This is a genomic window from Methanosarcina hadiensis, from assembly GCF_046529725.1.
GTDB lineage: Archaea > Halobacteriota > Methanosarcinia > Methanosarcinales > Methanosarcinaceae > Methanosarcina > Methanosarcina hadiensis.
Map to the genome: position 1 here is coordinate 4,238,362 of NZ_CP136241.1, position 23,699 is coordinate 4,262,060.

Annotated in this window: 24 protein-coding genes; 20 read left to right on the top strand and 4 right to left on the bottom strand. The window is 44.3% G+C overall.

Annotation, left to right across the window (positions count from 1 at the left end):
* Positions 1 to 90: 90 nt before the first annotated feature.
* Positions 91 to 585 carry an HVO_0476 family zinc finger protein gene (locus tag RSJ42_RS18195; protein ID WP_410508625.1) on the bottom strand — a complete coding sequence of 165 codons (495 nt, stop codon included), beginning with the start codon at positions 583 to 585 and terminating at the stop codon, positions 91 to 93.
* 191 nt (positions 586 to 776) lie between these two features.
* On the opposite strand from RSJ42_RS18195, the gene RSJ42_RS18200 reads away from it, so the two are divergent.
* The 11 genes from RSJ42_RS18200 (at position 777) to hemB (ending at position 11,038) form a co-directional block, all read left to right on the top strand.
* The gene (locus tag RSJ42_RS18200; RefSeq protein ID WP_410510424.1) at positions 777 to 1,454 is read left to right on the top strand and encodes a winged helix-turn-helix domain-containing protein/riboflavin kinase; all 678 of its coding nucleotides are present in this window, start codon (positions 777 to 779) and stop codon (positions 1,452 to 1,454) included.
* Positions 1,451 to 2,194 (top strand): 3,4-dihydroxy-2-butanone-4-phosphate synthase, encoded by a 744-nt coding sequence (gene ribB / locus RSJ42_RS18205; protein ID WP_410508626.1) that lies wholly within the window; start codon positions 1,451 to 1,453, stop codon positions 2,192 to 2,194. The genes RSJ42_RS18200 and ribB overlap by 4 nt, the downstream gene beginning before the upstream one ends.
* Before the next feature lie 326 nt (positions 2,195 to 2,520).
* A complete protein-coding gene (locus tag RSJ42_RS18210) occupies positions 2,521 to 3,411 on the top strand; it encodes a cation diffusion facilitator family transporter (RefSeq protein WP_410508627.1) in 891 nt (296 codons plus the stop codon).
* Between the two features lie 5 nt (positions 3,412 to 3,416).
* Entirely contained in the window at positions 3,417 to 4,514 is a 1,098-nt protein-coding gene (gene aroC, locus RSJ42_RS18215; protein ID WP_410508628.1) for a chorismate synthase, read from the top strand.
* A gap of 319 nt (positions 4,515 to 4,833) precedes the next feature.
* The gene (locus tag RSJ42_RS18220; protein ID WP_410508629.1) at positions 4,834 to 5,265 is read left to right on the top strand and encodes a hypothetical protein; all 432 of its coding nucleotides are present in this window, start codon (positions 4,834 to 4,836) and stop codon (positions 5,263 to 5,265) included.
* Between the two features lie 361 nt (positions 5,266 to 5,626).
* Positions 5,627 to 6,676: a heme b synthase gene (gene ahbD / locus RSJ42_RS18225; RefSeq protein WP_410508630.1), complete on the top strand. Its 1,050-nt coding sequence runs from the start codon at positions 5,627 to 5,629 to the stop codon at positions 6,674 to 6,676.
* An 11-nt stretch (positions 6,677 to 6,687) separates the two neighbouring features.
* A complete protein-coding gene (ahbA, locus tag RSJ42_RS18230) occupies positions 6,688 to 7,236 on the top strand; it encodes a siroheme decarboxylase subunit alpha (RefSeq protein ID WP_410508631.1) in 549 nt (182 codons plus the stop codon).
* A gap of 4 nt (positions 7,237 to 7,240) precedes the next feature.
* Positions 7,241 to 7,699, top strand: a complete 459-nt coding sequence (gene ahbB / locus RSJ42_RS18235) for a siroheme decarboxylase subunit beta (protein WP_410508632.1) — start codon at positions 7,241 to 7,243, stop codon at positions 7,697 to 7,699.
* A 75-nt stretch (positions 7,700 to 7,774) separates the two neighbouring features.
* The gene (locus RSJ42_RS18240; RefSeq protein WP_410508633.1) at positions 7,775 to 8,443 is read left to right on the top strand and encodes a bifunctional precorrin-2 dehydrogenase/sirohydrochlorin ferrochelatase; all 669 of its coding nucleotides are present in this window, start codon (positions 7,775 to 7,777) and stop codon (positions 8,441 to 8,443) included.
* A 152-nt stretch (positions 8,444 to 8,595) separates the two neighbouring features.
* Positions 8,596 to 9,948 (top strand): glutamyl-tRNA reductase, encoded by a 1,353-nt coding sequence (gene hemA, locus RSJ42_RS18245; protein ID WP_410508634.1) that lies wholly within the window; start codon positions 8,596 to 8,598, stop codon positions 9,946 to 9,948.
* A 115-nt stretch (positions 9,949 to 10,063) separates the two neighbouring features.
* On the top strand, positions 10,064 to 11,038 hold the full coding sequence (gene hemB, locus RSJ42_RS18250) for a porphobilinogen synthase (RefSeq protein ID WP_410508635.1): 975 nt from the start codon (positions 10,064 to 10,066) through the stop codon (positions 11,036 to 11,038).
* A gap of 37 nt (positions 11,039 to 11,075) precedes the next feature.
* On the opposite strand, the gene RSJ42_RS18255 is transcribed toward hemB, so the two are convergent.
* Positions 11,076 to 11,366, bottom strand: coding sequence for a hypothetical protein (locus tag RSJ42_RS18255; RefSeq protein ID WP_410508636.1), 291 nt, complete (start codon positions 11,364 to 11,366; stop codon positions 11,076 to 11,078).
* Positions 11,367 to 11,795: 429 nt separating this feature from the next.
* The gene (locus tag RSJ42_RS18260) at positions 11,796 to 12,053 is read right to left on the bottom strand and encodes a hypothetical protein (protein WP_410508637.1); all 258 of its coding nucleotides are present in this window, start codon (positions 12,051 to 12,053) and stop codon (positions 11,796 to 11,798) included.
* A 492-nt stretch (positions 12,054 to 12,545) separates the two neighbouring features.
* Here RSJ42_RS18260 and hemL point away from each other — a divergent pair, with 492 nt between their 5' ends.
* From hemL to RSJ42_RS18300, 8 genes are all read left to right on the top strand, one after another.
* Entirely contained in the window at positions 12,546 to 13,820 is a 1,275-nt protein-coding gene (hemL, locus tag RSJ42_RS18265; protein ID WP_410508638.1) for a glutamate-1-semialdehyde 2,1-aminomutase, read from the top strand.
* Positions 13,821 to 13,884: 64 nt separating this feature from the next.
* Positions 13,885 to 14,838: a hydroxymethylbilane synthase gene (gene hemC / locus RSJ42_RS18270; protein WP_410508639.1), complete on the top strand. Its 954-nt coding sequence runs from the start codon at positions 13,885 to 13,887 to the stop codon at positions 14,836 to 14,838.
* Positions 14,838 to 15,782 carry a dihydroorotate dehydrogenase gene (locus tag RSJ42_RS18275; RefSeq protein ID WP_410508640.1) on the top strand — a complete coding sequence of 315 codons (945 nt, stop codon included), beginning with the start codon at positions 14,838 to 14,840 and terminating at the stop codon, positions 15,780 to 15,782. The genes hemC and RSJ42_RS18275 overlap by 1 nt, the downstream gene beginning before the upstream one ends.
* The gene (locus tag RSJ42_RS18280) at positions 15,782 to 16,561 is read left to right on the top strand and encodes a dihydroorotate dehydrogenase electron transfer subunit (protein ID WP_410508641.1); all 780 of its coding nucleotides are present in this window, start codon (positions 15,782 to 15,784) and stop codon (positions 16,559 to 16,561) included. Before RSJ42_RS18275 ends, RSJ42_RS18280 begins: the two co-directional genes overlap by 1 nt.
* A 74-nt stretch (positions 16,562 to 16,635) precedes the next feature.
* Positions 16,636 to 17,370 (top strand): fumarylacetoacetate hydrolase family protein, encoded by a 735-nt coding sequence (locus tag RSJ42_RS18285; protein WP_410510425.1) that lies wholly within the window; start codon positions 16,636 to 16,638, stop codon positions 17,368 to 17,370.
* Entirely contained in the window at positions 17,370 to 17,675 is a 306-nt protein-coding gene (locus RSJ42_RS18290) for a hypothetical protein (protein ID WP_410508642.1), read from the top strand. Before RSJ42_RS18285 ends, RSJ42_RS18290 begins: the two co-directional genes overlap by 1 nt.
* Before the next feature lie 238 nt (positions 17,676 to 17,913).
* A complete protein-coding gene (locus RSJ42_RS18295) occupies positions 17,914 to 19,629 on the top strand; it encodes a glutamate--tRNA ligase (protein WP_410508643.1) in 1,716 nt (571 codons plus the stop codon).
* A gap of 945 nt (positions 19,630 to 20,574) precedes the next feature.
* Positions 20,575 to 21,543: a right-handed parallel beta-helix repeat-containing protein gene (locus RSJ42_RS18300; protein WP_410508644.1), complete on the top strand. Its 969-nt coding sequence runs from the start codon at positions 20,575 to 20,577 to the stop codon at positions 21,541 to 21,543.
* 144 nt (positions 21,544 to 21,687) lie between these two features.
* On the opposite strand, the gene RSJ42_RS18305 is transcribed toward RSJ42_RS18300, so the two are convergent.
* Positions 21,688 to 22,785, bottom strand: coding sequence for a NosD domain-containing protein (locus RSJ42_RS18305; RefSeq protein WP_410508645.1), 1,098 nt, complete (start codon positions 22,783 to 22,785; stop codon positions 21,688 to 21,690).
* Between the two features lie 418 nt (positions 22,786 to 23,203).
* Between RSJ42_RS18305 and RSJ42_RS18310 the strand changes: the two genes are divergently transcribed.
* A complete protein-coding gene (locus RSJ42_RS18310) occupies positions 23,204 to 23,659 on the top strand; it encodes a hypothetical protein (RefSeq protein WP_410508646.1) in 456 nt (151 codons plus the stop codon).
* Positions 23,660 to 23,699 lie beyond the last annotated feature (40 nt).

A 23,699-nucleotide genomic window follows, 5' to 3' on the forward strand; every position in this document is an offset into this window, starting at 1 on the left:
AATAAGAAAAAAGTACCGGAAGATAAGAAATTGCAAGATCAGGGCTATATAATAATATTGATTTATATATTGAAGTGTCTTTTTTGTAGATTAGCTTTCCTGAACTGCTTTTGAGTATTCCGCAAGAGCAGAAATTTCAGCTACTGATCTAATGCTTCCAGGGGATATCGGGTGTTTTTGCCTTATTTTTCTTCTCTTTGCGAAAGTGATTTCGTTCAGAGGCCGTGCCCAGATTGTATCAAGTTCCTCAGCATGGGCAGAAGGGACTCTTCTGACTCCGACCTGAAGAGAGGTTATTATAAATGGTTCACCGTCACTGACCTTTACATTATCGAGGACTATTTCTTCGTCTTCGCATAGAAGTTCCCCGGCGGTTAGTTTTACCCAGCGAGTAAAAGGTTTCTCTATTCTGTTTACGAAAACTCTTACGCTTATTTTTTCTGGAGTTTTTAATCCGAAGGGGACATAAACAAGCCCGCATTCCAGGCAATGTACAAGGGGGCTTATTCCAAGTTTTATCAGTTCGTGCGAAACTTTTTCCTCAGGTGAACATGAGGGGCATTCTATTTTGATATGTTGTGTCATGGCAGGTCCAGATAAGATTCTTTTTATTATATTTAATTATTTCGTAAATCTTTTTATATAGCTTCTAGGAATACTGCTTCCTCTTTCCTGCCTCCCTTTTCGATATCAAAAGCTTTATTATATTGAAATGCGTAGTCTACTATCTCATTATTGAGACGCATCTCAAAATTAAGGCAATATGGGTGCCAGCAGTGCCGGATATTGAATATCTAAAGAAACTTGCCCTTAGAGGGGCAGTGAATAAAACTATTAAGGTCTCTTCGAGTGAGTTTCATAAGCATACGGGAGACAGTTCCAAAACCGCAGCAAGAAAACTAAAACAGCTTGAAGAAGAGCGGCTAATTGAAAGAGAACTGGTACCCGGTGGCCAGTTGATAAAGATGACAGAAAAAGGGATTGAGATTCTAAAAAACGAATACGTTGAATACAGCAGGATATTTTCTTCAGAGCCTGATACTCTGGAACTCGAAGGAAATGTGCTTAAAGGGCTTGGCGAAGGTCAATATTATATAAACATCCCGGGTTACAGGACTCAGTTTGAAGAAAAGTTGCACTTCATACCTTTCCCGGGTACTCTTAATGTACAGCTCTCGGAAAGTAGCTCAGCTCTTCGAAACAGGCTGCAAGAAATGCCTGCTGTCAGAATAGAAGGTTTCAATGATGGGGAACGCACATTCGGAGGCGGCAACTGTTATCCTGTCAGAGTTGAGGGTATAGAGGCTGCCGTCGTTGTTCCTGACAGGACACATTACCCCTCGGATTTGATTGAGATTATTGCACCGGTAAAACTCAGGGATGCCCTGAAACTGAAAGATGGAGATAAAGTTGTGACACGGCTAAGAAAGCAGGGTACGGAGGGACAGGAATGAGTGAGAATACCGTATACGAATGCCTGAAATACAGCAATGAAAATATCAACAGGGCACTGGAAGCCCTGCGTGCCGGAAAAATGATCCAGATCTATGACTCGGACTCAAGGGAAGGAGAAACAGATCTCGTGATCCCTGCAAAAGCTGTTACTTATACGGATGTTAAGTGGATGCGTAAAGATGCAGGCGGGCTTATCTGTGTGGCAGTTGACCCTGTAGCGTCAAAGCAGCTAAAATTGCCCTTCATGGCGGATCTTGTCAGGGAAGCCAGCAAAACGAGTGCCTCCCTTGGAGAGGTTGTTGAAAAAGAAGGGGACCTCAAATATGATGCACATTCATCTTTTTCCATCTGGGTCAACCACAGGGATACAAGGACTGGAATTCCTGACATTGAAAGAGCTCTTACAATCCGAAAAATAGGCGAGATCACGGAAGAATCCCTTTCAGGAAATGGAGTTCATTTTGGAAACGAATTCAGAACTCCGGGACACGTAGCTCTTCTCAGGGCTGCTGAAGGTCTTCTTGATGAGCGCATGGGCCAGACAGAGCTTTCAATCGCTCTTGCCCGTATGGCAGGAATCACTCCTGCAATGGTAGTCTGCGAGATGCTTGACGACGATAGCGGGAAAGCGCTCTCTAAAGAAAAATCAAAAGATTATGGTGAAGAGCACGGGCTAGTCTTCCTTGAAGGCAAGGAAATAGTTGAAGCTTATACTCTGTGGACAGGCTCTGAGTGCTAAGCTGCTCTTTTCTTTACCACCCTCTTTTAATTTCAGATCCTTTCAATCTTTTTTCTTTTCTCGCAGGCGTTGTTGCTAACTTCTTAATAGTGTCCACTTAAATCAGGGTCAGGTTTAACTGACCGGAAAATTAGTTTGAACGGCTGCAGCAGGTCTCTTGACTATGGGCAGCTTCCATCCGGTAACAAAGGAATATTATAATCACAGCAGAATATTATAACTAAAACAACACAAATTAGTACAATAACATTATTCTGGCTTAAGTATCCTTCAATTTCCTGATTTTTTGTTCTGGTATTCTGGTTCTCAGCAGGGGATGTTATCCGGTGATAAGCAGGTTTAAAAAAGTCCAGCAAGTTCTTGTGCTTGTGCTTTTCCTTAACCTTGCTGTAGCTTTTGCTAAAATTATCTACGGGACCCTGAGCGGTGCTCTGAGCATGACCGCAGACGGGTACCATTCTCTATTTGACGGGGTCTCGAACATTGTGGGAATTATAGGGAGTTTGATTGCATCGCGCCCTCCGGATAAAGAGCACCCTTACGGGCATCAGAAATATGAAACTGTAGCCTCTGTTTTTATCTCTCTGCTCCTACTTTATGTGGGGTTTGAGATTTTCCGGAATGCACTTGACCGTTTCCTTATACGGAGTGTGCCTGAGGTAACAACCATCAGTTTTCTAATAATACTGGGCACAATGTGCATTAACTACCTGGTCACTCGCTATGAGTACAGGCAGGGCTTAGCCCTGAAAAGCCAGGTTCTTATTGCTGACTCCCAGCATACGAAAAGCGATATCTATGTCTCCCTTTCGGTAATAGTGAGTCTGGCTGCCGTAAAACTGGGTTTTCCCCTTCTTGATCCTCTGATAGCTCTTCTCATATCTCTGATTATCTTCAGGATAGGGTTCAGGATTATGAAGGAAAACTCAAAAGTCCTTCTTGACATGTCTATGCTTGAAGAAAATGACATCTGCAACCTCGTCCTGGGAATTGAAGGAGTTATGGGATGCCACAAAATCCGGACACGCGGCGGAATGGGCGACATCCGGATAGATATGCATGTCCTTGTGCAGGCCGATAGTACTCTTGAAGAAGCACACCTTATCTCTCACAGGGTAAGTAAAATGCTTAAAGCCGAATACAAAGACGTTACCGATGTGGTTGTGCACCTTGAACCCGCTTTACCCCAAGAATCAAATACCAAAAAAACCACTTAAGATGCATGGCTGGAAACGTTTTCGGGCAGATGTTTCAAATTACGACCTGGGGAGAGTCCCACGGCAGGGCTGTCGGAGTCGTGGTTGACGGGCTGCCTGCAGGGCTTCCTTTTTCCGAAGCCGATATCCAGAAGGAACTGGACAGACGGCGCCCTGGACAGAGTGAAGTCTCCACACCCAGGAGCGAGGCTGATAAAGTAGAGATACTTTCCGGAGTTTTCGAGGGCATGAGCACAGGCACTCCTATCTCCATGCTTGTCTGGAACTCGGATGCCCGGTCTTCTTCTTATGATGCTATTAAAAATACCCCCCGCCCGGGACATGCCGATTTTTCATATATGGCCCGCTATGGAATAAGAGACCACCGCGGAGGGGGAAGGTCTTCAGCCCGTGAAACAATAGGCAGAGTCGCAGGCGGTGCCCTTGCAAAACTTTTGCTCTCCAGGTCTGGAATTCAGATCGCAGGCCATGTGATCGAACTTGGCGGGATTCGGGCAAAACCCCTTTCTTTTGAAGAAATTCTCGGCAACGTTGAAAAAACCCCAGTCCGATGCTCTGACCTGGAGGCTGCTGAAAAAATGCTTGAAAAGGTTGCAGCCCTGAGGCAGGAAGGGGACAGCATAGGCGGGATTGTCGAGATTATCATAAAAGGCGTGCCTGCGGGCCTTGGAGAGCCCGTATTTGACAGGCTTGATGCAGACCTTGCAAAAGCCATTATGAGCATCCCTGCAGTCAAAGGGTTTGAAATCGGAGCAGGATTTGAGGCTGCCCGAATGCGTGGAAGTGAAATGAATGACTCCTTCCGTATGGACGGGGAAAAAGTCATCTGTTCTAGCAATAACGCCGGCGGAATCCTCGGAGGAATTTCAACAGGTCTGGATATTGTTTGCAGGGCGGCAGTAAAACCCACGCCTTCGATAAGCAAACCTCAGCAAACCGTTGATCTAACAACCCATGAAAATGCGGATATCGTAATCAAAGGGAGGCACGACCCAACGATTCCTCCTCGCATGGTGCCGGTTGCAGAAGCCATGATAGCTCTTGTACTTGCAGACCATATGCTAAGGAGCGGTTTTATCAACCCAAGAACTCTGCTGGAATAAAAAATACATACAATGGCGGCCTGTATCCTCCAGTTTACTCCGATAATAAACATTCCATGCCGCGAATCATTTTTCTTTTTTTATCCGTGGAAAACACCTGCAATAACTGTAGCCTTATAAATTCTCTGTCCAGGGTATCAAACAATCAGAGACCAGAGAGTAACTGTGTATTCAAGAAGAGCATGAAAGAGTATGAAAAGATTGTTAGTTTGATGGCATGGCTAGAAGACTTATATAGAGTTCATTAAAAGTCAATTATGGAGTTCGAATATACTTTCCATGCTCACCTTGAACTCCACACCGCTTTAGGGGCATGATTATGCCAGTTTTAAGGGCTATTAAGGCTTGCATAGTTATGCCTCCGAGGGGTCTTAATTTTCTATTTTTTTCGATATGCTGTAGGGAATGCTGGATGAAATCAAGAACAACAGCTTTAATGATTATTTCTTTTGCCGCTTTAGCATTACTTCTAGTGTTCTTTTTAATGATTTACCAGCCTGGAGCAGGTATGTACATAAGAGCAGATAAACTTCAGCACCCACCTGAGAAATATGTGGAATTTAGTTTGGCAGATATCGAGAAATATCCCTATGTTGAAGAAGCAGTAACGAATCCGGGAAAGGATATTAAGCTCCCTTTTAATCATAATGGAAATATGACAGAGTTTGCTAACATCATATACGGCAACAGGACTGAATATATAAAGTTAAATAATGAGTATTATCACATAAGTTATTACTCTGCTGATTAATTGAGTGGCGGAGAGTTGCTAAAATAGAGAAATCTCACTCCTGAATTGTTTAAATATTAAGCTTAATTTCCGGATAAAGATACTCATAGATTTGAAATTTTCTCTGCTGCTTTATAAAATGCCATCAAAATCTCTGGTCTTCCGGCACGACATTTTTACTTTCCGTTCTCTTTTTACAGGTCACTGTTTGAAATGGCAGAATATTAATATTACTTTATTAATATGACCTGTCACATTTCAGTTATACTAACTTTAAGTAATGCTGGTTTGATCTATCTTCAGTACCCTGATTATAATTAAATTCTTAATATCGAATTTATATTTCATTAACCCCTTACTTCCATAATAAAACCCTTAATTCATGATTGCCATTACAAATCCACCACGGCTTATTGCATGGGAACTTACTGCGGGCTGTAACCTGAACTGCGTGCACTGCAGGGGAGCTTCCACCTCCTCGGTTCCCGAAGGCGAGCTTACAACCGAAGAAGCGAAACACTTCATTGACGAGGTTGTGGAGCTTGGAAAACCCATCCTCATCCTGAGCGGAGGCGAGCCCCTTACCAGACCTGATGTCTTTGAAATTGCAAGGTATGGGACAGATGCAGGGCTCCGCGTAGTGCTTGCAACAAACGGGACACTCCTGACTCCTGAGATTGTGAAAAAACTGAGGGATGCCGGCGTGCAGAGGCTCAGTATCAGCCTTGACGGAGCGCTAGCAAAGACTCATGACGAGTTCCGCGGCATGCCCGGGGCCTTTGACAGGACTCTTGCAGGCATTGAAGTCCTCAGGAAAGCAGATTTTCCTTTCCAGATCAACACAACGATTTCGAAGCGCAACCTTGAGGAAATCCCGAAGACCTTTGAGCTTGCAAAAGAGCTCGGGGCAGTTGCTTACCATGTCTTTTTCCTTGTGCCCACAGGCAGGGGAGAAGAGTCCGATGAGGTTTCCCCGGCAGACTATGAGCGCATCCTTCACTGGTTCTATGATATGCAGAAAGGATCGGAAATCCAGCTGAAGGCGACCTGCGCACCTCACTATTTCAGGATCATGCGCCAGCGTGCAAAAAAGGAAGGCATTGAGATATCAGTGAAGACTCACGGTTACGAAGCCATGACAAAGGGCTGCCTCGGGGGAACAGGTTTCTGTTTCGTATCAAGTGTCGGGCAGGTCTACCCTTGCGGTTACCTTCCCGCGCTTGCCGGGAATATAAGAGAGCAGCCTTTCAAAGATGTCTGGGAAAACTCCGAGGTCTTCAGGAAATTGAGGGATCCCGAAGAGCTTAAAGGAAAGTGTGGGATATGTGAATATAAAAAAGTCTGTGCAGGCTGCAGGGCAAGAGCCTATGCCGCCACAGGCGATTATCTCGAAGAAGAGCCTTACTGCATATACAGGCCCGGAAAAAAATGATCGTGATCGAGATGAATGATATTGAAAATTATAAAAACCGGCTCAAAAAAGAGGCTGCCGATTTTTCCTGTGATATGGACCCTTATGACGGGGAAGTTTCGGTAATAGAACTTGACGAGACGGACAAAAGAATCCTCAACCTTATCCAGCAGGAAGTCCCTCTCGAAGTCGAACCTTTTGCAAGGCTAGGCGAGATTCTCGGGCTTCCGGAAACCGAAATCATTGAAAGGCTCCGAGAACTTAACAGGAAAGGAGCGGTCAGAAGGGTAGGTCCTGTCCTCAGCACAAGAAATATGGGGGGCGTAAGTACTCTTGTAGCCCTGAAAGTGCCCGAGTCCCGCATAGAGGAAATTGCCATTTTTATTAACGAGTATCCCGAAGTTTCCCATAATTATCTCAGGAGTGCTGCACAATATAACCTCTGGTTTACGCTTTCTGCTCCTAATAAAAACAGGCTTGAGGAGATTCTCAGCGAAATCCGGGAGAAAACAGGCTGTCCTCTTCTTGATCTTCCTACAAAACACCTGTTTAAAATCCAGGTAAAGTTTGATATCAGGTGAAATTATGGATAAAACGGATGTAAAACTGTTAAAACTGGTGCAGGACGGAATTCCAATCACTCATTCCCCTTTCAAAGGGTTTGCTTCTGAACTTGGAATCAGTGAACAGGAGGTTGTTGACAGGCTTAAGAACCTCCAGAAAGCCGGGAAAATCCGTCGCTTTGCGGCTTCAATCGGGCACAGAGCCATAGGCATAAAAGCCAATGCAATGTGCGTCTGGAACGTTCCTGATGAGCAGATCGAAACAGTAGGGAATATCATGGCTGAATTTCCCGAAGTTACGCACTGTTATGAGCGCCCCCGGTATCCTGACTGGCAGTATAACCTGTTTACAATGGTCCATTCCTATAACCCCGAAGATTGCGAAAGAGTAGCTGAGAAGATTTCGGAAGCTACCGGGATTAAGGATTACACCCTTTTCTTCAGTGAAAAAGAGTTCAAGAAAACCGGAGTCAGGCTTTAAGAGCTACTAATTAATGTATTTAATATATTTTATTAATGTATTTTAATTGATGTTTATATTTCGAGGTCCCTGAAAATGGCTGAAACAAACAATTTTCTCCCCCTCATGCTTGACCTTTCAGGCAGGAAAATCGTGATTTTCGGAGGCGGGTCTGTCGGGGAGCGCAAAGCTGAACTTTTCTGCGGCTGTGCAGATACGGTCGTTGTCAGCCTTGATTTTTCCGAAAGGCTGCGGGAACTTGAGGCATCAGGGCAGGTCCGTTTGTCAAAGCTTGATCTTAAGGCAGCCTCGGACTCCAAACTCAGGGAAATCATCTCAGGGGCTTTTCTTGTAATCCCTGCAACAAGCAGTTCGGAACTTAACCGGAAGATAACTGATATTGCTAGGGAAAGCGATATTTTGATTAATCAGGTGGATGCTTTAGGTAGTGTTGTAATCCCGTCAGTTATTAAAAGAGGAGACCTTGTGATAGGAATTTCCACTCTCGGGCACAGTCCTGCGGTCTCTAAATATACCCGTAAACAAATAGAAGGCGTAATAACTCCTGCATATTCCGATATGATCCGGCTTCAGGACGAGTTGAGGAATTACCTTAAACTTCATGTGAAAGAACAGAAGGAAAGGAAGTCTCTTCTCTGGAAAGTCCTTGAAAGCGAAAGTGTCTGGAATGGCTTTTCCAGATCCTACGAAAAAGCAGCAGAAGAAGCATATGCAATAATTTCGGATAACATCAGGTCATCCTGAGCAATTTCAAACGATTTCGAATAATCTTAAATAGTTGTCCTTTAATGGAAACCCTTTAATAAGAAATAGCCAGGAGTTATGGACAAAGTTTAATTTATAACTCCTTATATTATTCATCCTATCCCTTTATTAATTCTATCCGGAGGCTCTCTGTGACAGAAATCTCAAGTATGGTTATATCCCATAAAAAAGCAAAAGTTGAGGAAATGGAGTCCGCCTGGCACGGAGATCTGGACGGGCTTCTCCATAACCTGTATAATCATGAGTATGTGTACGAGTGCGTAGTCTTAAAAACCTGTAACCGTGTTGAAATCTATGTTGTTTCCCCCAAGAGCAGCAGTATACTTTTCTCTTTTGCAAAAGAAATGGGAGCTTCCACCCATATCATTGACTTCTACGGGCATGACGAGTCCCTTGAACATCTTCTCAGGCTTGCAGGCGGACTCGAGTCCATGATAGTAGGAGAAGACCAGATCCTCGGGCAGATTAAAGATCTCTACGCTTATTCCAAAAAAGCCGGAACCACAGGCAAGATCCTTGATACGGCTTTTGAAAAAGCCATTCAGGTAGGCAAAAGGATCAGGAATGAGACACGAATCAACAAAGGTTCGGTCTCCATAGGTTCTGCGGCTGTAGACCTTGCTGAAGATATCTTTGGAGGGCTCACAGGAAAAAACGTGCTTGTGATAGGGGCAGGAGAGATCGGTGTCCTGGTCGCAAAAGCCCTTGCCGAAAAGGATATTGAAGCTATCTACATTGCAAACCGCACTTATAAGAAAGCCGAAGAAATCGCCTTCGAGCTCGGCGGACATGCAGTCAGGCTTGATGATATCAGGGATTATCTCCCTGGGGCTGACGTGGTTATCAGCGGTACGGGCGCTCCACATTACATTCTTACGCGGAAAATCGTTGAAGAAACTATTAAGGGAAGGAACAGAAAGCTCCTTCTTATCGATATTGCAAACCCCAGGGATATTGAGGAATCCGTTGTGGAGCTTGAAAACGTCGAACTCTGCAACATTGACAACCTGCGGGTCATAAGTGAAAGAACCCTCAAGATGCGGAAAGAAGAGGCAAAAAAGGCAGAAGCCATTATCCAGGAAGAGATAAGGCTTTTGAATCTCCAGTATAAGCGTCAGAAAGCCGACCGTTTGATTTCTGAACTTTACAAGCAGGTCTATGATGTCCGCGTAAGGGAGAGGCAAAAAGCAGTCAACAGGCTCAGTTCCTATCATACTATAGGGGACATTGAAACCGAGGTTCTTGACGATCTTACTCATTCTATTGTTAATAAAATTCTGGCAGAGCCTACCAAAGTCCTCCGCCAGGCTGCAGAACTTGGAAATGAAGAGTTCCTTGATGTCGTTTCAAGGGTCTTTTGCCTTGAAAAGGATAAGATAAAGTTTGAAAAAATGAAACAGGCAAAGTTTGACCAGATAAAACCGGGCTGTACAAAGGGACATGCAGCGGTTAAAGAAGAGTACGCTGTAAAAGATCAAAGTTGAGCGTGCAGGAAATCAGAATCAGAAAATTAGAGTCAGAAAATCAAAGTTAATCCAGGTAGAAATAATCAAACCAGGTCAATTTACAGGTAAAGCATTATAATTCAGGAGTGATCACATGTTTCCAGAAATCAGGTTGAGAAGGCTGAGAAAAGGTAAGATCAGGGATCTTGTGCGTGAGACAATTTTATCCGTGGATGACCTGGTCATGCCTATTTTTGTGAATGAGAATATCGATTCCCCTGTTGAGATCTCTTCAATGCCGGGAATATACAATCTCCCTCTCTCCCAGGTTGCAAAAGAAGCAAAAGAGATTGCAGACCTCGGGATTCCTGCAGTGATTCTTTTCGGAGTGCCTGCATTCAAGGATGCGGAAGGCAGTTCTTCCTGCGGGGAAGCCGATGTGGTCCAGGAAGCGGTAAGGAGGATCAAAGCCGAACTCGGAGACAGACTTGTCGTGATCACTGATATCTGCATGTGCGAGTTTACAAGCCACGGGCATTGCGGAATAGTTGACTTTGAAACTAAAGAAGTCCTTAACGACCCCACTCTCGAAGTCCTGGGAAAGATCGCCGTCAGCCATGCAAAAGCAGGAGCTGATATGGTGGCTCCGTCTGGAATGATGGACGGGATGGTAGCTGCAATCCGTGAGGCTCTTGACATCGCCGGGTTTGAGAATATCCCGATTATGTCCTATGCCGCAAAATACCATTCCTGTTTCTACGGGCCTTTCAGGGAAGCTGCCGAATCAGGGTATTCCTTCGGAGACCGCTCCACTTACCAGATGGACCCTGCAAACGGCGATGAAGCTATCCGGGAAGTAACCCTTGATGTAACAGAAGGCGCGGATATCCTTATGGTAAAGCCTGCTCTCCCCTATCTGGATATCGTGTACAGGGTGAAGAGCGAGTTCGGCATGCCGACAGCTGCATACAACGTGAGCGGAGAGTATTCCATGATCAAAGCCGCAGCAGCCAGAGGCTGGATTGATGAGAAAAAAGCTATTTACGAGTCCCTTGTCTCTATCAAGAGAGCAGGAGCAGACTTCATTATCACCTACTTTGCAAAGGATGCTGCACGAATGTTGAAATAAGCCCCTGTAAAGGGGTGCTTCAATTTTGATAATGTTCTTATTTATCCGGTTCGAGCAAAGGTATTGCCTCTATTTTTTGAGGTATGTCTTTGAAAATCTTGATGCAAACAAATCCTTCCAGTAACTTGCAATCTAAACGTAACTTGTAATCTGAACCTAACTGATTATCAATTGACATACGGTCAATAGTTGTTCCTGGAGTTCTTGTGTTGACTCCCTCATCAAATTTCCAGAAAATGCCTGTTGCCCATTTTTGAGGAATCTCCCGTCCATCGAATTTGACACTTCCAAAAACAGGACACTTCCATGACTTTGATTCCAATCCCATTCCTTTTCTATTAAAATCCGAGAATCCCTTAAATTTATCTTTGCCAAATACATGAATTAGATTAAGAATCACTGAACAATCAGGGATCTTATCTGGCTTTGTTCGATGTGCCCAGAAGATGTCATTGCAGACCGCAATGTAGTAACGAGCCCCGTTAAGCTCAAAGATTCTCGGCTATCCACATTCCAATTCATTCGGGCCTTTCGCTGGTACCACATCAGAAAAGCATTCTTGCTTTTCTAAATCTGTAAGGTAGTGTTTTCTGGCAATGGCCTGTATGCCAGACTTGTCAATTGCAAGTCCTATTTGATCCCGGTCGTAGCCTTTCGGATTCTTATATCCGTAGCCTTTTGGATTCAGATATCCATCGATGCCAATTACAGCAAAGATGTGCCTGTCGTATTTTTCAAGAAGGGTCTTTGTAATCTCCTATATCTGAGGATATATCGAATTGGCTCTGTCTTTTCCCGTGTTCAGCCAACCTGCAGGGAAAAGTATAATCCCGTCTCCGTCTGTATTTGACAGAATCTTTTTAATGATTTGTTTCAATGCATCAAAAGGTGCTTCGTTTGATTCCGGATCTTTTTCACATTTTGTCTGAAGCGTGATTGTTGCAACCCAATCATCTTTCGGAATAGCTGTGTATTTTGGTATGGATGGAATTTCGTTTATTTTCTCATCTATCATTTCTTAAATCTCCTTACCTCTTCTTCATTTTCAGTATGGGCCATAGTGGGGCAGTTTCCTTTTTTTATTAAGTAAGGTGGTCTTCACTTTCATGCTTAAATTTTTCTGTTTTTGTGTTTCATTTGAACAAACTTGAAGAAATGAGGTATATTTACCGGAAGAAATAGAAAAGAGAATTCAAGTTTCGGTTTTAGAATCTGGGAAGTATATAGCTTATGTGAGCGGATTGATGGATTGAACCTTAAAGTTGAGGTTTGGTTTCATGTTAAAACCTTGATGTCATCAGCAAAAACTGCTTAATAGGGGAAGGTTCTGTTATAAGGATAATAAGGAACACAGAAAATAATATTTACTTAATCCAGAGGTTCGCTATAATCCCTTAATGTCGGCGTCCCTTCACTATGATTTGATTTACTTACTCAATTTAATTTACTTACTCCATCTAATTACTTACCCCCTTTATCAGACGTTTAAGTTATCCGGTGAGAGTTCATGGTATCTGAGATTACACTTGAAAAGTCCAGAAAAATGTTTGAGAAAGCAAAAACCCTTATTCCGGGCGGGGTTAGCAGCCCGGTAAGAGCAATTAAGCCATATCCTTTCTATACCGCTTCTGCTAATGGTTCGAGGATAAAGGACCTTGACGGAAATGAGTATATTGATTACTGCCTTGCATATGGTCCTGCTGTCCTCGGGCATAACCACCCTGTTATAAAGGAAGCAATTAGACAGCAGCTTGACAAAGGCTGGCTCTACGGAACCCCTACTGAACTTGAAGTGACCCTTGCGGAGAAGGTTGCAAGCTATTATCCTAGCATTGATATGCTCCGTTTTGTTTCTACAGGGACGGAAGCAACAATGAGTGCCCTCCGCCTTGCCCGCGGGTTTACACGCAGAAACAAGTTCATTAAGATCGAAGGCGGATTCCACGGAGCCCATGATGCCGTTCTTGTAAAGGCAGGTTCAGGGGCAACAACCCTTGGAGAGCCCGATTCCCTCGGAATTCCTGCGGATTTCACGAAACATACCCTGCAGGCCCCTTACAACGATATTGAAACAATGACCGCTCTTGTGGAAAAGAACAGGGATGACCTTGCAGCAGTGATCATTGAACCGGTTCTCGGGAACATCGGCCCTGTCCTCCCACTGCCCGGATACCTTGAGGAGCTCAGAAAACTCACGGAAGAAAACGATGTGCTTCTTATTTTCGACGAGGTTATCACGGGATTCAGGCTTGCAATGGGCGGGGCGCAGGAATTCTTCGGGGTAGTGCCTGATATGACTACCCTTGGAAAGATTGTAGGCGGAGGTCTGCCCATAGGGGTCTTCGGTGGAAAGCGTGAAATTATGGAAATGATCGCACCTTCGGGACCTGTTTATCAGGCAGGGACTTTCAGCGGAAGCCCATGCTCCGTAGCCGCCGGAATTGCAATGGTTGATTACCTGGAAGAGGAAAATATTCACGCAAAACTGAATTCAGCCGGAGATTACATGAGGGCTGTACTTTCAGAGATCATTGAAGACGAAGGTCTTGATTATAATGTATGCGGAATTGGTTCCATGTTCAAGATTTTCTTCGGAGACATGCCGCATAACTACCAAGAAGTCCTGAAATGTGATAAAGAAGGTTACCTTGCTTTCTTCCACAGGATGCTTGCAAGCGGGGTTTTCCTGCCTCCATCGCAGTTTGAGACCAATTTCATATCCGCAGCTCATAACGATATAGATATTGAAAAAACCCTTGAGGCTTATGCGGAAAATCTCTAAGGCTTACATTTCTGAGAATTTATACCTCTCAGAATTTATGTTTGAAAACGTTTGAGGATTCTACATGATAATAGGTACAAGAGGCAGCCAGCTTGCGCTTGCCCAGGCCGAGAATGTCGCACGCCTTCTTAAAGAGCAGGGCGTTGAAACCAGCATTAAGATAATAAAAACCAGCGGGGACCGGTTTACTGACCGCCCCCTGCATGCCGTATCCGGAGGAGTCGGAGCTTTTGTCCGTGAACTGGACGACGTTATGCTTGCAGGAGAAATCGATATCGCAGTCCACTCCATGAAGGATATGCCCACAATCCGCCCGCAGGCGCTTCCTACTGTTGCGGTTTTGAAGCGCGACACCCCCTTTGATTTTCTGCTCACATACGACGGGACTCCTCTTGATGAGCTTCCCGAACAGTCCATTATAGGCACAAGCTCCCTGAGGAGGACTGCCCAGATCAAAAGGTACAGGCCTGACCTTATCACACAGGACCTTAGAGGAAACATCGATACCAGGCTCAGAAAACTCAGAGAAGGGCAGTATGACGGAATTTTGCTCGCAAAAGCCGGGCTTGAACGCATGGGCTGGGAGCTTGAAGGAGAAATCCTTTCCCCTGATTTTTTCTGCCCTTCCCCTAACCAGGGCACGGTTGCAGTGGTAACAAGAGCGGGCACAGAGGCTGAGGATGCAGTTTCCAGGCTTGACCATACCGAGAGCAGGATTGTTACCGAAATTGAACGCATCCTTATTGCCGAACTCGGAGGGGGCTGTACAACCCCTGTGGGTTCATATGCCGAACTTACGCCTGATAAACAGGAAATCCATGTAAGGGCTGAAGTCCTTTCTCTTGACGGCAGGGAGGCTGTCAGCATCAACGAATTTATCCCTATGCGCGGCGGCCTTGAACAGGCAAGGGCACTGGGTCACAGGCTTGTAGAAATGGGCGGCAGGAGACTTGCTGAAGAGGCGCTCCTTCAGATCTCCAGAAATGCATGTGATTCCGAAAATTCGTATGATTATTGATGCAGAAACTGCCTGCGGGCAGGAAATGGAGTTATTTAATGTATACTCTCACCGGACTTAAATTAAAAAATCCTACTATTCTTGCAGCCGGAGTACTCGGGACAACCGGGGCTTCCCTCTGCAGGGTCGCACGTGAAGGAGGGGCTGGGGCAGTCGTGACTAAATCCATAGGTCCTGCCCCAAAGACCGGGCACCCGAATCCGAGCATGATAAAGCTGGACTGCGGCTTTTTAAACGCTATGGGGCTTCCTAACCCTTCTTATCCCGGCTTCCTCCAGGAGCTCGAGTTTGCAAAAAATAACTCTGAGGCTCCTGTAATTGCAAGCATTTTCGGTGGTAATCCTTCCGAGTTTGCCGAAGTTGCTGAGGGTCTGCTTCCCGCAAAGCCTGATGCCTTTGAGCTTAACGTGAGCTGTCCCCATGCCGAAGGTTATGGGGCTGCAGTAGGCTCGAACCCATGCCTTGTTGAAGCAGTTACGGCAGCAGTAAAGGATGTTGTCAATGTCCCTGTCTGGGTCAAGCTGACCCCCAATGTCGCAGATATTACATGTATTGGAAATGCAGCCGAGTCCGGGGGGGCGGATGCTGTTGTTGCGATCAATACTGTAAGAGGTATGGCTATTGATATTGAGTCCGGATACCCTGTGCTTGGAAACCGTTCAGGCGGGCTTTCAGGGAAAGCTGTAAAACCCATAGCAGTCAAATGTGTTTACGACCTCTATACTGCTCTAGAAATCCCGGTAATCGGTGTAGGAGGAGTTTCTTCCTGGGAAGATGCTGTGGAAATTATAATGGCTGGAGCAGCGGCTGTTCAGGTCGGGTCTGCAGTATATGATAGGGTAGATATATTCTCTGAAATCGGTGCAGGGATAGAAGCTTTCCTCAAGAGAAAAGGCTATTCGGATATAAAGAAAATTATAGGGCTTGCCCACGAGATGGTCTGATGCTTCCTATTAATGCTACAATTACACAGATAACTGAAGAATCCTCCCTGATAAGGACTTTTTTCTTTGACCACGGGTTTGAGGATATGGAGCCAGGCCAGTTTGTAATGGTCTGGGTCAGGGGCGTGGACGAGGTTCCTATGGGGCTCTCCAGAAAGAATTCGATAACCGTCCAGAAAGTAGGTGAGGCAACTTCAAAGCTTTTTGAGTTAAAAGAAGGAGATTCTTTCGGGCTTAGAGGTCCCTTTGGAAAAGGTTTTACCCTGCCTGCTAAAGGTGAAAAAGTGCTTATCATTGCAGGCGGTGTCGGAGCTGCTCCACTGTCTCCCTATGCCGAGGCAGCCTTTGCCGCAGGTGCGGAAGTGGATATTGTTCTTGGCGCGCGGAGTGCGGAATACCTGCTTTTTGAAGAGCGCTTTAAGGCTCTTGGAAAGGTTTATGTATCTACCGACGATGGTTCAAAAGGAATTAAAGGGTTTGTAACTGATGCCCTCAGAAGCCTTGATGTCGCAGCCTATGACAGAATTGCAGTCTGCGGGCCTGAAGTTATGATGGCTTCGGTTTTCAGGTTCCTCGAAGAAAAGAATGTTCTCGATAAGGCAGAATTCAGCCTTCACCGTTATTTCAAGTGCGGAATCGGAGTATGCGGGGCCTGCTGCATAGACCAGTCAGGGCTAAGAGTCTGCAAGGACGGGCCTGTATTTTCCGGGGTTCAACTCACTGGTTCCGAGCTCGGAAAATATTCAAGGGATGCCAGTGGGCGAAGAGTTAAAATTTAAGTTTAGATATATCCTTTTAAACTTTGAAAAAAGCGGGTAAAAAGCCCATAAAAATTGGATGGGAAGACAAAGATATGATTGGCAGGTTCAGGTCAGGCGATAATATTTTCTACGGTGAAATCGAAGGCGGGCGAGTGTATCCCACAGGAGGAACCTCTGCCGGGGCATTTGAGCTTTCGGAACTTCGAGTTCTGCCTCCTTCCTTCCCTACTAAAATCGTCTGCGTAGGCCTCAACTATAAGGATCACGCAGCAGAGCTTTCCATGCAGACTCCTGAAGTCCCTATCCTGTTTTTAAAGCCTCCGTCTGCGGTTATAGGTCACGGAGACAAGATTATTTATCCTGATTCGAGTTCCAGGGTGGATTACGAGGCCGAACTCGCGGTTGTGATAGGGAAGCGCTGTAAAAATATTTCCGCCGAAAGAGCCGATGACGTAATTGCAGGCTATACCTGTTTTAATGACGTGACCGCACGTGACCTCCAGCGAAAGGATGGGCAGTGGACAAGGGCAAAAAGCTTTGACACCTTCGCAGCCCTGGGCCCCTATATTGTCTCTACGGAAGAAATCGACATTTCCGATGCAAAGATCGCCTGCAGGGTAAACGGGGAAACAAAACAGTCGTCAAGCACTTCAAACCTGATTTTTGATATCCCGTATCTCATTGAGTTCATCACCGAAATTATGACCCTGGAAGTAGGAGATGTGATTGCTACAGGTACGCCCTCGGGAGTTGGGGAACTCCATAGGGGAGATACCGTGGAGGTTGAGATCCAGGGGATAGGAACACTTAGAAACGAGGTCATTTGATGCTACTCGAGCATATTGCAACCGAACTTGACCTTACAGAGCGCCACCTTATTGTGCTCAAAAAGGTAATCGAAGAAGGCCCCATAGGGATCCTTAAGCTTGCAGAAGTTACCGGGATGCAGAACCATAAGGTACGTTATTCCCTCAGAGTCCTTGAGCAGGCAAACCTTATCAGACCTTCAGCCCAGGGAGCCGTTCCTGGAGACTCTGTCATTAAATTCCTGCAGGACTTTGAAAGGGAAATCAGCAAAATCAATGACAAAATATCCCGCATCCGGGAAATTGAATCTACGATTCCTAAGTAAAGCCTTTGATTTCTTAAAGCCCTTCTGGATATGCTTTTTTGCTATCAGTTACTTCTTCTGAAGTTCCGGGCTTCGGTGACTTTTTATAATCCTATTCACATGTTTTTTTCCGAAATTGAACTCAGTGCATTCCAGGAACTGCCTGCCTTTCCGTGGGTTTATCTATCAGTTCAAATTATATACCATCCTTATTCACTCGACAAAGATCTAAATGATGTTTATCTCTGGAGAAGCTTCTATGACATTAAGTCCTGAAGATATCAAAATAATTGAAAAATACGCTCTTCAAAACGCTGTAAAATATGGTAAAGCCCCTCAGCCCAAGGCTGTTATGGGCAAAGTTATGGGAGAATGTCCCCAGTTAAGGGCTGACCCCAGTGGGGTATCTGCTGCCCTTGGAAATATTGTTTCCGAAATTGCTAAAGGGAGCCCTGAAGCCTGGGAGAATCGCCTGTCGGAAATTGCTCCCGAGCTTATAGAAGCCCTGAGTGTGAAGAAAGAGCCTGACAAAGGCTTAAAACCCCTCGAAGGAGCAGAAATGGGTAAGGTCGTAATGCGCTTTGCTCCTAACCCCAATGGGCCCGCAACCCTTGGAAGCTCAAGGGGAATGGTAGTCAATTCCGAGTACGTGAAAATGTACAGAGGCAAATTTATCCTGCGATTTGACGATACTGACCCGGATATAAAGCGCCCCATGCTTGAAGCCTACGACTGGTACCTTGATGACTTTAAATGGCTAGGGGTTGTGCCTGACCAGGTTGTACGTGCTTCTGACCATTTCCCTATCTATTATGATTACGCAAGAAAGCTGATCGAGATGGGAAAAGCCTATGTCTGCTTCTGTAAAGGGGAAGACTTCAAGCAGTTAAAGGATGCCAAAAAAGCCTGCCCTCACAGGGATACGAGCCCCGAAGAAAACCTGATGCACTGGGAAAAGATGCTTGCCGGGGAATATAAAGACCAGCAGGCTGTGCTGCGCATAAAGACAGATATAGAGCACAAAGACCCTGCACTTCGGGACTGGGGCGCATTCAGGATCAGGAAAATGTCTCATCCCCGCCCTGAAATCGGAAACAAATACGTTGTCTGGCCCCTTCTGGACTTTGCAGGCGCGATCGAAGATCATGAGCTCGGCATGACCCATATCATCCGGGGCAAAGACCTCATAGACAGCGAAAAAAGGCAGACGTATATATACAAATACTTCGGCTGGAAATACCCGAAAACAACCCACTGGGGCAGGGTAAAGATCCATGAGTTCGGGAAATTCAGCACAAGCACCCTCAGAAAAGCTATCGAAGAAGGAGAGTACAGCGGCTGGGACGACCCTCGCCTTCCTACAATCAGGGCAATAAGGCGCCGCGGAATTAAGGCTGAAGCCCTCAAAAAATTCATGATTGAGATGGGAGTCGGGATGACTGACGTGAGCATCAGTATGGAGTCCCTCTATGCCGAGAACCGCAAAATCGTAGACCCGATTGCAAACAGGTACTTCTTCGTCTGGGACCCGGTAGAACTTGAGATTGAAGGCATGAAACCTGCAGTCGCAAAGGTTCCGCGCCACCCCACAGACCATGCAAGAGGAATGAGGGAAATCCCAATCGAAAATAAGGTCCTTGTATGTGCAGAGGACATTGAAAAACTCAATGTGGGTTCTGTCCTCCGCTTAAAAGACCTCTGCAACGTTGAAATCACATCTCTCTCTCCGCTGAAGGTAAAGCGTTCTGAAACTTCTCTCGAAGACCTCAAAAAAGCAAAAGGAAAAATCATTCACTGGGTACCAGTTGATGGAATTCCTGTAAAAGTTCGCGGACCTGAGGGAGATATCGAAGGAATAGGAGAACACGGAATCGAAACCGAGCTTGACAAAATGGTTCAGTTTGAACGTTTTGGTTTCTGCAGGATTGATGCCGTAAACGGAAAAGAAGTTGTGGCTTATTTTGCCCACAAATGATTCCCAGGAAGAAAAGGGGCAAATTACTATCCTTTTTCTTCTGTTTCCTTTCCTTTAATTTCGAACTCTTTTCGCTTATTTAATTAAATTTTGTTACTTGATATTGTTTTTTTGCTATTATGTGTTATTTTCTAAAATTCTTCTCCTATTAATGCAAAATCTTTTATAATATAACCTTTATGAAGGTTGTTGTCAACTCAGCGATTAAATAAAGTATTAAATAGCTAAAAACTTCTCACAGGAGTTGACCTGGCTGGATGCCTGATTACTGAATAGATAACAATTGATCAAAGGAATGAAATCCTCTGGTCAGCAACGAAGTTTGAATGCTATAAGGCAAAAATACTAAGTTCGGATCTACCTCCAGTGACTGATCCCTATTATGTGATTGGAGAGTGGAAAATCCTCTGCACCGTGTCCGCCCCACAAAACGCAGAGAATCGGACTGGATAGATTCAAAAGTATTGCGCAGACGTAATTAAATTTTGAATTACCGTATAGATCCGCATAATTAGATGTTTGATACATACTCGGTCTAATTAGATAGTTCGGAAAAGCATTACGAGTACGACGTAATATGGAAATTTGAGAAATATCCGGGAAGATTATACGATTCTCCTGGAGTTTTTGAGTTTACTCAAATTCTAAATCCAATCCAGAGGCGATACGATGCTTAAAAAAAATCTGAGAACCCTACTCCAGACAATGTGTCTTATTTTAACAACCGTATCAACTGTTGGAGAGCTATAGCTATCTATAGTTTTTGAGTTAACCCAAAATTCTGAATCCAACCCAAAGGTGATACGATGCCAAATGTCAAACAGGAAACCCTATTCCTGACTTCATGTCTTAGTTTAACTGCCGTATTTGCTTTTGGGAAATATAGACTCTAACCTTATGATTTTTGAGTCTACTCAAGTTCCAGACCAACCCAAAGGTGATACGATGCTAAATAGACAGATAGGAACCCTATTCCTAGCAGCATGCCTTATTTTAACAACCGTACCCGCGGCGTTAGGCGCACAGAACACAATAACAGTAAGTCCGACGTCCGGGTCAGATTCCCAGACTGCAATTAATAATGCAATTAATTCCGTAGCATCAGGAGCAACACCGGATAATCCTGGATATGTTATCCTTGAAGCTGGCACTTATGAGATAAGTGCATCTATAATTTTGAAATCCAATGTAGTACTGAAAGGTGCAGGCGACGATACAATCATCTATGCTGACGGTTCAGTCTGCAATTCCGAGAGTTCACCTGCATACATATTCGGGTCAGGAGTTTCTAACGTTGAGATCTCTGATCTTCAGTTCCAGAGTTCAGCAACCGGACCTAAGGATGGAGGTCACGGCGCATATAGAAACTGCATAAAATTCACCTCCGTAACCGATGCCAAAGTGCATGATATCTTTCTAACCCGATATCTGTATGGTGACGGGGTCAGAATCAGCAAAAGTTCCGGGATAGAGGTATACAACTGCAGAATGCAGTCTTCAGGACACGATGGCGTGTCATTCCTGTCCGGCACCAAAGATTCCAGAATGTATAACAATTATGTTGAGGTCCAGACCAATACAGGTGTGAGAGTGGACAACTGCGCAAATATTGAAGTTGACCATAACACCTTTACAGGCAGTGCAGGGTCAGGATGGTGCTGCGTTCAGCTCCAGAATACGCTGACAAATGTGAAAGTCCATAACAACATTATGCACGATTACAAAGGATCAAGCAGCAGCGCAGGTGTTGGAAACTGGAACGCAAAAGGGTCAATTAGCGTTAGTGATAACGTTATGTGGAATGTATCCCCTTATGTTGAAGTCGGTTCAGGTTCAAACATACTTGGACCATCTGACCACAGTGTTGAAAACTGGGTAGCAAAGGGCTATGGATACGGCTCTATTGACAATTAAATCAACAGACACGATTGAATGCGTTCGATATAAAATAAAATATATAAAATAAGTTCACGAGTAAAAAGAACGGCTCTAGATGGCCGTTCTTCTTTTCCTCTTTTAATATTTAAGGGCTTTTTATTCGTTATTTTTCTTTTCTCTTCACTTTCTCCGCTTCAGGAAATAAGCTGCTCCTGCCGCAAAAACCGTAAATCCAATACCTGGTGCTGGGGCTTTATTTTCTTCTGAGGCTTCTGTTTCACCTTCTGCTGCTGGTTCGTCTTCTCCTGTTACTTCACCTGCAGGAGTTTCGATATCCTCTCCCTGTACGCCTCTGGTTTCCATGCCCAGTTCATAAGCTTCTGCATCCAGTTTGCTCTCAAGGGCTTTGACAGCATTAGGAACCTTGGGGAAGAGCGGGGATTTATCGGATCCGCCCCCTGCTACCTCATATGATTTGTCGCATATTCCATTGCTGTTTTCATCCACGCAGGTTTCGCTGTAGCCTGTACCTTCGAGGTCTGCCCAGAAGTTCCCTCCTATGTACGGGCCCTTGATCAGGTTACTTTTGACTGTAAGGGTGCTCTGCCAGGAATTGTCTGCATTTATGGCATTGTCTTCAACGTTCTCTGCGTTTTTGAAGTAGTTATTATAGAAAATATTCCTGGTGCTTTCTTCAAGGGACACTCCGGGCCCGTAGTTATAAGCAACAAGGTTGTCCTGGATAGTGTTTGACTTTGAGCCTTCAATCCTGATCCCCACTTCGTTCAGAGTTACAATGTTTCCGTTTATGTTATTGCCCTCCGCGCCCTGCTGCAGAAGAATCCCATATTCGGAATTTTGCACTCTGTTGTTGTTAATAAAGCAGTTCTTAGCTCCTGTCAGCAAAATCCCTGCTTTTTCCGAATCCCCTACACCAAAACCGCTGAAAGTTACCCTGTCTCCGGTTATTTCTACAGGGCTTTCTGCAGGGTCAGCCGGCTTTACAATTGTATTTCCGGGGTTTCTCGAGTCAGACCAGATTCTCACCTGTTTGTCTATTTTGAGGTTTTCAACATAATTTCCGGGGCTTACAAATATGGTATCCCCTGCATTTGCAGCATCTACGGCAGCCTGGATAGTGGTATATCCTTCTTCTGCTTCAGGGTCTACATGCAGGTTTGCTGCAGAAGCGGCAGAAGACATACATATAATTGCCAGAATAAAAACAGATGCTATAATTTTTAGTGCCTGTGAGTCCTTACCGTTTGTATTTTTCATCTCAGTACCCCTTTTACTTTTCCAGTTATTTATTGTCACTTAATTTCGTTTTATATTTTAAAAAACCTATAATTTCTTTTTTTCGGATTCTATCCGTTTTCCAGAAATAGACTTCTTTATTTTTCAGGAATAAATCTTATTTGTTTTTCAGAGGTTATTCTTTCAATAATTTGTCAGGAAAAAGATTTTGTCTGAAAAGATATATCTTTGGAACCACAGTTTCTGAACTATTGTTCTTGAAAAGAAGGTTTAAGACCATTTTTTAAAATTCAAGCAATTAATCCTGTTTCCATTGCAAAATCAAACTTAATTTTAAGGCGTCCTTTTGGAGAATTAAATACGGATAAGAAGAAATGAAGCTATTATAGTACAGGTAATATTAACTGTTCATCAATTTCATTGTAATGGTTGTCTTAGTATGGAAAAATCGAAGACAAAGAAAATGATTCGATCAGTAATTTTATCATTGACAGTATCTGCATCGATTCATATCTTTACGTCATTGGTTTTTACTCTTGATAATTTTCACATATTACCAGAGCTGATTGAAGTCCTTATCGTATTAGTTAGTATATTTGTATACTCGGTAGCTCCTATCTTTTATGGGCTACAGACAAAAGATACTGCTGGGTCGATTATAGTTGGAACTGTACCTACATTATGTTTGTTTTATGAACTGCATCTACGTTCATTTATTGCTGGAATATTTCCAGAAATAGAGCGGATTATAGATATATTTACTTATTTTGGAAGTCTGATAATTATTGGTGGACTTGAAGGATATTACGCATCAAAAGAGAAGATTGACTCTCTTATCATTTCAATAGTTTTTGCGATATTTTGGATTAGTACATTTCTAAATGGATTCGATTGAAAGTGATGTTATCCATGGTTATGATTCAAAACACAATGCT